The sequence below is a fragment of the Mycobacterium sp. 141 genome, assembly GCF_000382405.1.
In the GTDB taxonomy this organism is placed as follows: domain Bacteria; phylum Actinomycetota; class Actinomycetes; order Mycobacteriales; family Mycobacteriaceae; genus Mycobacterium.
In genome coordinates, this window is the sequence record NZ_KB908268.1 from 103,463 (window position 1) to 112,085 (window position 8,623).

At 65.3% G+C, this 8,623-nt stretch carries 8 protein-coding genes; 6 read left to right on the forward strand and 2 right to left on the reverse strand.

Annotated elements, in window-relative coordinates:
- Position 1: 1 nt before the first annotated feature.
- Together H276_RS0117290 and H276_RS0117295 are read right to left on the reverse strand one after the other, a co-directional pair.
- Positions 2–1,180 (reverse strand): acyl-CoA dehydrogenase family protein, encoded by a 1,179-nt coding sequence (locus H276_RS0117290; RefSeq protein WP_019972554.1) that lies wholly within the window; start codon positions 1,178–1,180, stop codon positions 2–4.
- Complete coding sequence (locus H276_RS0117295) at positions 1,177–2,964, reverse strand: acyclic terpene utilization AtuA family protein (RefSeq protein WP_026357114.1); 1,788 nt, start codon at positions 2,962–2,964, stop codon at positions 1,177–1,179. The genes H276_RS0117290 and H276_RS0117295 overlap by 4 nt, the downstream gene beginning before the upstream one ends.
- A gap of 177 nt (positions 2,965–3,141) precedes the next feature.
- Between H276_RS0117295 and rpmF the strand changes: the two genes are divergently transcribed.
- The 6 genes from rpmF to H276_RS0117325 form a co-directional block, all read left to right on the forward strand.
- A complete protein-coding gene (gene rpmF, locus H276_RS0117300) occupies positions 3,142–3,318 on the forward strand; it encodes a 50S ribosomal protein L32 (protein WP_026255793.1) in 177 nt (58 codons plus the stop codon).
- A 57-nt stretch (positions 3,319–3,375) separates the two neighbouring features.
- Positions 3,376–4,062 carry a response regulator transcription factor gene (locus H276_RS0117305; protein WP_018598714.1) on the forward strand — a complete coding sequence of 229 codons (687 nt, stop codon included), beginning with the start codon at positions 3,376–3,378 and terminating at the stop codon, positions 4,060–4,062.
- A 7-nt stretch (positions 4,063–4,069) separates the two neighbouring features.
- On the forward strand, positions 4,070–5,554 hold the full coding sequence (locus H276_RS23215) for a HAMP domain-containing sensor histidine kinase (protein WP_051111474.1): 1,485 nt from the start codon (positions 4,070–4,072) through the stop codon (positions 5,552–5,554).
- Between the two features lie 162 nt (positions 5,555–5,716).
- Entirely contained in the window at positions 5,717–7,030 is a 1,314-nt protein-coding gene (locus H276_RS0117315) for a S1C family serine protease (protein ID WP_026357115.1), read from the forward strand.
- Between the two features lie 32 nt (positions 7,031–7,062).
- Positions 7,063–7,605, forward strand: a complete 543-nt coding sequence (locus tag H276_RS0117320) for a molybdenum cofactor biosynthesis protein B (RefSeq protein ID WP_081625497.1) — start codon at positions 7,063–7,065, stop codon at positions 7,603–7,605.
- A gap of 653 nt (positions 7,606–8,258) precedes the next feature.
- The coding region (locus H276_RS0117325) for an MspA family porin (protein WP_019972559.1) at positions 8,259–8,623 on the forward strand (365 nt) is incomplete at its 3' end.

The window sequence follows — 8,623 nt, forward strand, 5'->3', positions numbered from 1 at the left end:
GTCATGGCTGGAACCCCAATGTCTTCGCGGCCAGAGAGGTCAGAATCTCGGTGGTCCCTCCGCCGATGCCGAGAATGCGCATGTCCCGGTACTGCCGTTCGACCTCGGATTCGGCCATGTAGCCCATGCCGCCGAACAACTGCACGGCGGCATTCGCAACCCATTCGCCGGCCTCCACCGCAGTGTTCTTGGCGAAGCACACCTGAGAAATAAGGTCGATCTCCCCCTGGCCCGATGTCACTGTCGAGGCGGCTCCGGCGAGTTGCCGCTCGACGAGGTTGCGGGTGTACACGCGGGCCACGTCGGTACGGCGGGCCATCTCGGCCAGCGTGTTCTGCACCGACTGCCGGGAAATGAGTGGCCTGCCGAAGGTTTCGCGGTTGCGACACCACTCGACGGTCAAGTCCAGGCAGCGCTGTGCGCTGGCATACGCCTGCGCGGCAAGACCGACCCGCTCGGAGACGAATGCCGCGGCGATCTGGAGGAAACCAGAGTTTTCTGCACCCACCAGATTGGCGACCGGCACCCGCACATCGGTGTAGGACAGCTCGGCGGTATCGCTTGAGCGCCAACCCATTTTGTCGAGTTTGCGGCTCACCTCAAACCCGGGAGCGCCTTTGTCCACCACGATCAGCGATACCCCGGCCGCGCCCGGCCCGCCCGTGCGCGCGGCGGTCACGACGTAATCGGCGCGTACGCCCGACGTGATGTAGGTCTTGGCGCCGTTGAGGACGTATTCATCGCCGTCCCGAGTGGCCTTGGTCGTAAGATGCCCGACGTCGGAGCCGCCGCCCGGCTCGGTGATGGCCAGCGATCCGATGAGATCCCCTCGCAGCGTGGGCTTCACGTAGGTTTCGATGAGCCGCTCGTCGCCAGAGGCGATCATGTGCGGCGCCGCGATCCCACACGTGAACAGCGACGCGAACACACCGCCCGGAGTTCCCGCGTAATGCATCTCCTCGCAGATGATCAGCGCGTCGGCACCATCGCCGCCGCCACCGCCGACCGACTCGGGGAAATTGGCTCCGAGCAGTCCGGCCTCACCCGCTCTGCGGTGCAGTTCGCGAGGGAGTTCGCCCGTGCGCTCCCACTCCGCGACGTTCGGCAGCACCTCACGTTCAGCGAAGCTGCGCACAGTCTTTCGCAGAGTCTCCCGTTCGGGGGTGTTCCAGATGCTCACTCGAGAAGGTCCTCCGGGATATCGAGATGACGGCTGCGCAACCATTCGCCCAACCCCTTGGCCTGCGGATCGAACCGAGCTTGATAGGCCACGCCTTGGCCGAGGATGCCTTCGATGATGAAGTTCACGGCCCGAAGATTCGGCAGCACATACCGGGTGATGGTCAGATCCGCTGTCTCGGGCAGTAATTCGCGAAGTTTGTCGACGGTCAGCGCATGCACGAGCCACCGCCACTGCTCGTCGGCTCTATCTCCCGTCGCTGCGCTCGCCCCGGTGCTGTTTCCCGTCGCTGCGCTCGCCCCGGTGCTGTTTCCCGTCGCTGCGCTCGCCCTGGCCCGCACCCATACCCCAACGTTGGCCGAGCCACCCTTGTCGCCGCTGCGGGCGCCGGCGATCGTCCCGAGCGGGACCCGGCGGGTGGGCCCGGCCGGTAATGGCTCAGGTAGGTGTGGCTCTGCAACCGGTGCGACAACGAGGGTTTCGGTGGCCGGCGCGATGTCGACGCGGGCGCCGTCGGCGTGCACGGCGACATGCGGCACCTCGGCGGCATCGACGTATCCCGGGGTGAACACGCCGTAAACCTGACCGTCAGCGGGTGGCGCGGTGGTGGTGAAGCCCGGGTAACTAGCCAGTGCGAGTTCGATCCCCGCGGCGGAGAATTGGCGGCCGACGACATTGGGGTCGGGATCGCGCGCCACACAGTGAAGCAGTGCACTGGCGGCTTCCTCGGTATCGGCGTCGGGATGGTCGGTGCGGGCCAGGAACCATTCCAGCTCGGCCGGTTTGACCTTCAGACCCGCTTCGAGTTGACTGCGCACGAGCTCGGCCTTGGCCGCGATGTCCAGACCGGTCAGCACGAACGTCGCGGCGTTGCGGAATCCGCCGATGCTGTTCAGCGACACCTTGAGCGTCGGAGGCGGGGCCTCACCCGTCACACCGGAGATGCGAACGCGGTCGTCGCCGTCCCGGCTCAACCGCAACGAGTCGACGCGCAGTGTCACATCGGGATTGGGGTAGCGGGCGCCGGCGATCTCGTAGAGCAGCTGTGCGGTGACGGTGCCGACGCTGACCTGGCCGCCGGTGCCGGGATGTTTGGTGATCACCGACGAGCCGTCGGCCGAGATCTCGGCGAGGGGGAAGCCCGGCCGCTGCAGATCGGGTATCTCGGTGAAGAACGCGTAGTTGCCGCCGGTGGCCTGCGTGCCGCATTCGATGACGTGCCCCGCGGCGACCGCGCCCGCGAGGGAGTCGTAATCGGTTCGGCCCCAACCGAAGTGCGCCGCGGCCGGCCCGACGATCACCGAGGCGTCGGTGACCCGTCCGGTGACCACAACGTCGGCACCGCTGTTCAAGCATTCGACGATGCCCCACGCGCCCAGGTAGGCGTTGGCCGCAAGCGGTGTCCCCAGACCGAGCTCAGTCGCCCGCCCCACCAGATCGTCACCCTCCACATGTGCGACGTTGACGTCGAGACCAAGGCGTTCGGCCAGCGCGCGCACCGCGGTGGCCAGCCCTGCAGGGTTCAGCCCACCGGCGTTGGCGACGATCTTCACGCCCTTGTCCAGGGCTATACCCAGCGACTCCTCCAGCTGCAGCAGGAAGGTCTTGGCGTAACCGCGCTCGGGATTCTTGGCTCGGTCGCGCGCCAGGATCAGCATGGTGAGCTCGGCGAGATAGTCGCCCGTCAGATAGTCCAGTTCGCCCCCGGCGAGCATGTCCCGCATCGCGGCGAGCCGATCACCGTAGAAGCCCGAACAGTTGCCGATCCGTACTACAGGTGGCACACGCACTCCCGTCGACGCCGATGAGCGACCCAACCAACTGGTAGGTTAGCGGGTACCGCGGGTCTCACGTCAAGCGGCCTGCCCGTTTTGGACCCCACGCAGGTCAACCGTTACTCTGTAGTGCAATCGTCTGCCGCTGCGGTGCGTGCGGCAACCCCAAGCAAGGAGATGCACGTCATGGCTGTGCCCAAGCGCAGAATGTCGCGCGCGAACACTCGTAGCCGTCGCGCGCAGTGGAAGGCCGAGGCTACCGGTCTGGTCGGTGTCAATGTCGCTGGCCAGCAGCACAAGGTCCCGCGCCGTCTGCTGAAGGCTGCACGCCTGGGTCTGCTCGATCTGGATCGCCGACGCTAGACATATTCTCGGCGCGCCTCTCAGGTCAATCTCAGATAGAGCGTTGAGACTGTGCCTGTGCGCATACTTGTCGTCGACGATGATCGCGCTGTGCGCGAATCACTGCGACGGTCGCTTTCCTTCAATGGTTATTCGGTTCAGCTCGCCCAAGATGGGGTTGAAGCTCTCGAGCTGATCGCCGATGACCGGCCTGACGCCGTGGTTCTCGACGTGATGATGCCGCGGCTCGACGGTCTTGAAGTGTGCCGGCAACTTCGCAGCACCGGTGACGATCTCCCCATCCTGGTGCTGACTGCTCGCGATTCCGTGTCGGAGCGGGTCGCCGGCCTCGACGCCGGCGCCGACGACTACCTACCCAAGCCGTTCGCGCTTGAGGAACTGCTTGCGCGCATGCGCGCGTTGCTCCGTCGCACCGTGTCCGACGACGGCGCCGAATCGCAGAAGATGTCGTTCTCGGATCTGACCCTGGATCCCGTCACTCGTGAAGTCACGCGCGGTGAACGTCAGATCAGCCTCACCCGAACCGAGTTCGCGCTGCTGGAAATGCTGATCGCCAACCCGCGGCGGGTGCTCACCCGTAGCCGCATCCTCGAAGAGGTGTGGGGCTTCGATTTCCCCACCTCGGGTAATGCGCTCGAGGTCTACATCGGTTACCTACGCCGCAAGACCGAAGCCGACGGTGAGCCACGGCTCATCCATACCGTGCGCGGTGTCGGCTACGTGCTGCGGGAAACGCCTCCCTGATCGGATGATGTCGCTCAATCCGAACACTTGGCGGCCGGGCGCGCTGCCCAATACCAGTTCACTGTCGTTGCGCTGGCGCGTGATGGTGCTCGCGATGTCGATGGTGGCCATGGTGGTGGTGCTGATGGCCGTCGCGGTGTACGCCGTGGTGTCCCGCGCGCTCTACGACGACCTCGACAACCAGCTGCACAGCCGGGCCCGGCTGCTCATCGAGAGTGGGTCGTTGGCCGCCGACCCGGCCAAGGCCATCGAGGGCACGGCCTACTCCGACGTCAACGCGATGCTGGTGATCCCGGGCCGGGCCATCTACACAGCGAATCAGGAGGGGCAGATGTTGCCCCTGGGGCAGCCGGAGAAGGGTGTGATCTCCGGTGAGCTGCTGATGTCGCTGCGGACCGCCAACCATCAGCGGGTGCTCGCGGTGCACCTGGCCAACGGCAGCTCATTGCTGATCTCCAAGAGCTTGGCGCCGACCGGGCAGGTGCTGGGACGGCTCGGCACCATCCTGCTGATCGTCGGCGGAGTCGGGGTGGCGGTCGCTGCGATGGCAGGTGGTGCCGTCGCCAGGGCAGGTCTGCGGCCGGTCCGCCGACTCACCGAAGCCGCCGAACGCGTCGCCCGCACCGATGACCTGCGTCCCATTCCCGTTCTCGGCAGCGACGAACTCGCTCGGCTCACCGAGGCGTTCAACATGATGCTGCGCGCGCTGGCCGAATCCCGGGACCGGCAGGCGCGGCTGGTGTCCGACGCCGGGCACGAGTTGCGTACCCCACTGACCTCGCTGCGTACCAACGTCGAACTGCTGATGGCGTCACAGGCACCCGGGGCGCCGCCGTTGCCCGAAGAGGAAATGGCCGGGCTGCGCGCCGACGTCATCGCACAGATCGAGGAACTGTCCACTCTGATCGGTGATCTGATGGACCTGACGCGCGACGACGCGGGCGGTGTGATCCACGAACCGGTCGACATGGTCGAGGTGGTGGATCGCAGTCTGGAGCGAGTCCGGCGGCGCCGCAACGATATCCAGTTCGATGTCGCGATGACGGGCTGGCAGGTCTACGGTGACGCGCCCGGCATGGGTCGTGCTGTGCTCAATCTGCTCGACAATGCCGCCAAGTGGAGCCCACCCGGTGGCCGGGTGGGGGTATCACTGCGCCAGATCGATCCTGGGCACGCCGAGTTGGTGGTGTCCGACTACGGGCCCGGCATCCCGCCGCAGGAGCGCCGGCTGGTGTTCGAACGGTTCTACCGGTCGGCTGCGGCCAGGGCGATGCCCGGATCGGGCCTCGGGCTGGCGATAGTGCAGCAGGTGGTGCTCAAACACGGTGGCGCACTCCGCATTGACGAGACTGTGCCGGGCGGCAACCCGCCGGGCGCATCGATCCATCTGATCTTGCCGGGTATGCCGCTTCCCGCGGAGCTTCCCGACATCGCACCGACACGCGATCAAAGCGACGTCACCGACGATCCGGTCAGCGCGGACGAAAAGTGAGACAGTTAACCGCAGCCGGGGACAAAACATGGGTGGAACCGACAATTCTCTAAGTGGATTCTCAGTCCGCCCAGGCAACCTGACGGACACCTCCCTCGTTTGTTGAGTAGCAGTAGCGCCAGAGCCGATAGACCCCATACAAGAGAAGAGCATCGCACCGCCATGACAAACCATCCCAGGTACTCATCACCGCAGCAGCCAGGCCATGGTCCCGGTGGCGGTGCTCCTGGCTACCAGGGGAACCCGGACCCGTATCAGTCGCAGGCCTACGACTGGCGATATGCGCGTCAGCAGCAGCAACAGCCTTATCGCACACCGTACGATCCGTACCGCGTCGCGTCGGCAACCCCGCAGATGGTCGGCCCCGTCGCCAAGAAACGGGGCAAGGGCGGCCTGGCCGCAGGCGCGTTGGTGTTGGCCATGGTTTCGGCGGGCATCGGCGGCGGCGTCGCCACAGTCGTGACCCATCAGGACCGTCCCCACCTCGGAGCGGAATCCAGCAGCGTGGCGCCCAGCGTGCCCGCGGCTGCACTGCCTGCCGGTTCGGTCGAGCAAGTGGCGGCCAAGGTGGTGCCGAGTGTGGTGAAGCTCGAAACCGACATGGGGCGGGCCTCCGAGGAGGGATCGGGCATCATCCTGACCTCCGACGGTCTGATCATGACCAACAACCACGTCGTGCAGGCGGCCAAGCAGTCGGCGGGTGCTCCCGGCGGTGCGCAGACGAAGGTGACGTTCGCCGACGGCACCACCAAACCGTTCACTGTCGTGGGCACCGACCCGAGTAGTGACATCGCCGTCGTGCGCGCGCAGGGCGCCTCCGGGTTGACCCCGATCGCCCTCGGTTCGTCGAGCAACCTGCGCGTCGGCCAGGACGTGGTGGCGGTCGGTTCGCCGCTCGGCCTGGAAGGCACCGTTACAACCGGCATCATCAGTGCGCTCAACCGTCCGGTCGCCGCCGGCGGCGATGCCCGCAATCAGAACACCGTTCTCGACGCCATCCAGACCGACGCCGCGATCAACCCGGGTAACTCGGGCGGTGCGCTGGTCAACATGAGTGGCGAACTCGTCGGGGTCAACTCCGCGATCGCGACCATGGGTGGCGATTCGGCGCAGGCGCAGAGCGGGTCGATCGGTCTGGGCTTCGCGATCCCGGTCGACCAGGCCAAGCGGATCGCCGACGAACTGATCCAGAACGGCACGGCGACACATGCCTCGCTCGGAGTCCAGGTGAGTAATGACGCCACCACCGATGGCGCCAAGATCGTCGAGGTCACCAAGGACGGCGCCGCCGCGGCGGCCGGGCTGCCCAGCGGGGTCGTGGTCACCAAACTCGACGACCGCGTGATCCCGAGCGCCGACGCGCTCGTTGCCGCGGTGCGGTCCAAGGCACCTGGTGAGAAGGTCACTTTGACCTATCTCGACCAGGCTGGCAAACCGCAGACGGTCACGGTCACGCTCGGTAAGGCCGACCAGTGAGGATCCTGACACCAGCTCTGGAACAGCTGTCACTGCGAGTGGCTGCGCCGCTGTCTGCGCGCACATATACGGTTGCAGGCATGGAACAACCAGGGGAGTTGGTGGGGCGGGCACTTGTAATCGTCGTGGACGATCGCACCGCTCACGGCGAGGCGGACCACAGCGGTCCGTTGGTTACCGAATTGCTCGGCGAAACCGGGTTCGTCGTCGATGGAGTGGTGGTGGTTTCGGCCGATGAGGTCGAGATTCGCAACGCGCTGAACACGGCTGTCATCGGCGGAGTGGATCTGGTGGTGTCCGTCGGCGGCACGGGTGTGACCCCCCGCGACGTCACGCCGGAAGCCACCCGCGACATCCTGGATCGCGAACTGCTCGGCATCGCCGAGGCACTGCGCGCCTCCGCTCTGTCGGCCGGCATCGTGGATGCGGGCGTATCGCGCGGACTGGCCGGTATTTCCGGCAGCACACTCGTGGTGAACCTGGCGGGCTCCCGTTCAGCCGTTCGCGACGGCATGGCGACGCTGGGGCCACTGGCAGTGCAGATCATTGGCCAGTTATCAAGCTTGGACATCTAATGAGTGCGATACGGCTGTCGATGGGCACCGCTTCGTGGAAGACGGCAAATGCGATTCCGATCGAGCGACGGGGTTGGCAACAAGGCGACACCCGTCCGCGACAGATGTGATCTTCATCACAAAAGGGAATGTCGATGACTCATCCGCCCCAGCCGTCACGCCGTCTAGTTAACAAAATTTTCGGGGAAACACTCCCCGCGGTTGCGCCGAGCGAGCGTGACGAGCCCTCGCCGGAGGACGCCTCCGAGCATGACCGGTGGTTGCGGAACAATATTCCGCCGCATCACGGTTGAGCTGTGTTGCCGCAGTGAACGCTGTAAATGCACAGTAGACAATGTGGTGTAGCTCAACATCGGTTAGCGAAAGCGGGCCACATCACAGCGTTGCCTGAGCGCGCAATTGGCAGGATCCGCACTCTCCTTAGCATCCCCTTACTTGAAGCTGGCAAACTTTGGACGGCTGACTGTAGACATCTGCGTTGTTTGTCCTTGCGTTGCCGGTTGGAGGCTGCGCCGTTATGTTCCTCGTGTCAACGATGAGCGAAATGTAAGAGCGAGGTGTGACCGTTCTAATCTGGGTCACGTCACTGGTCTTGCCGGGAGCTCGGCCCGCAGCGGGTCGGGCACCCCTACAACGACATAGCTAGGGAGAACATGAAGGCATTCAGTCGAGTGCTGACCGCGTTGGTGGTTGCGATGGCAGGTGCCTTCGCAACGCTGTTCGTGAGCACCGGTACGGCGCATGCAGGTCTGGATAATGAGCTGAGTCTGGTCGATGGCCAGGATCGGACCTTGACGGTCCAGCAGTGGGACACGTTCCTCAATGGGGTGTTTCCCCTGGACCGCAACCGGCTGACCCGTGAGTGGTTCCATTCCGGTCGGGCCAAGTACCACGTTGAGGGCCCCGGTGCCGATGACTTCGCGGGCACGCTGGAACTGGGCTATCAGATCGGCTTCCCGTGGTCACTGGGTGTGGGCATCAACTTCAGCTACACCACCCCGAACATCCTGCTCGACGA

What these genes read in the sequence shown, in the direction of transcription:
- H276_RS0117315 (WP_026357115.1), top strand. Translation starts at nt 5,717, where the DNA reads ATGACAAACCATCCCAGGTACTCATCACCGCAGCAGCCAGGCCATGGT.
- H276_RS23215 (WP_051111474.1), top strand. Translation starts at nt 4,070, where the DNA reads ATGTCGCTCAATCCGAACACTTGGCGGCCGGGCGCGCTGCCCAATACC.
- rpmF (WP_026255793.1), top strand. Translation starts at nt 3,142, where the DNA reads ATGGCTGTGCCCAAGCGCAGAATGTCGCGCGCGAACACTCGTAGCCGT.